At 56.0% G+C, this 584-nt stretch carries 1 protein-coding gene; it reads right to left on the bottom strand.

Going from position 1 to position 584, the window contains the following annotated elements:
* Window positions 1–17 precede the first annotated feature (17 nt).
* A complete protein-coding gene (locus AOT87_RS26090) occupies window positions 18–248 on the bottom strand; it encodes an MbtH family protein (RefSeq protein ID WP_030097524.1) in 231 nt (76 codons plus the stop codon).
* Between the last annotated feature and the right edge of the window lie 336 nt (window positions 249–584).

Below are 584 nucleotides of genomic sequence, written 5' to 3'. Positions count from 1 at the left end.
TGGTCCCCACCCACTGCTTAATGATCAACAGTCCGACCCTGTGCCACCCTCTCGCGCAGGCTTTTTGGCCGGATATCCGGCCAGTTCTGCTCTATGTTGTCAAGGCAGGCGGCGCGGTCTGCTGCACCGAAAACCACCCGCCATCCGGCCGGCACCTCGACAAAGGCCGGCCACAAGCTGTGTTGCTCCTCGTCGTTGACCAAAACGAAAAAGCTGCCATTGTCGTCATCAAATGGATTGATACTCAACGATTCTCCCGACACCATCCACGCACGATAAGTGGAACCTGTTCTAAAACTAACCGAGAGATCGCGACGAGTGCGTGTTTTCAGAGAAATCACCGATACTTGCTACTGGCCAGTTCAGGCCTGAATGTACCGCCCGACATTGCCGAACATGTGAGCGCCCGGAGAAGTGAATTGGCTGCTAGCCGTGACCAAACCGGTCGTGAACAGCTCGACGCCAGGGCCACGGCACAGATGAGGCCGGTTGTCTCATAGTTTGCTGTACAGCCCCTGGCACGCATCGATTGACGTCCGACGAGGTACCGTACGTGACCAAATATGTGGTGTGAAGATCGCACT

Origin of the sequence: Mycobacteroides sp. H003 (assembly GCF_001440135.1) — a bacterium.
Classification (GTDB): Bacteria; Actinomycetota; Actinomycetes; order Mycobacteriales; family Mycobacteriaceae; genus Mycobacterium; species Mycobacterium gwanakae.
This window is presented reverse-complemented; position numbering and strand designations above follow the sequence as displayed.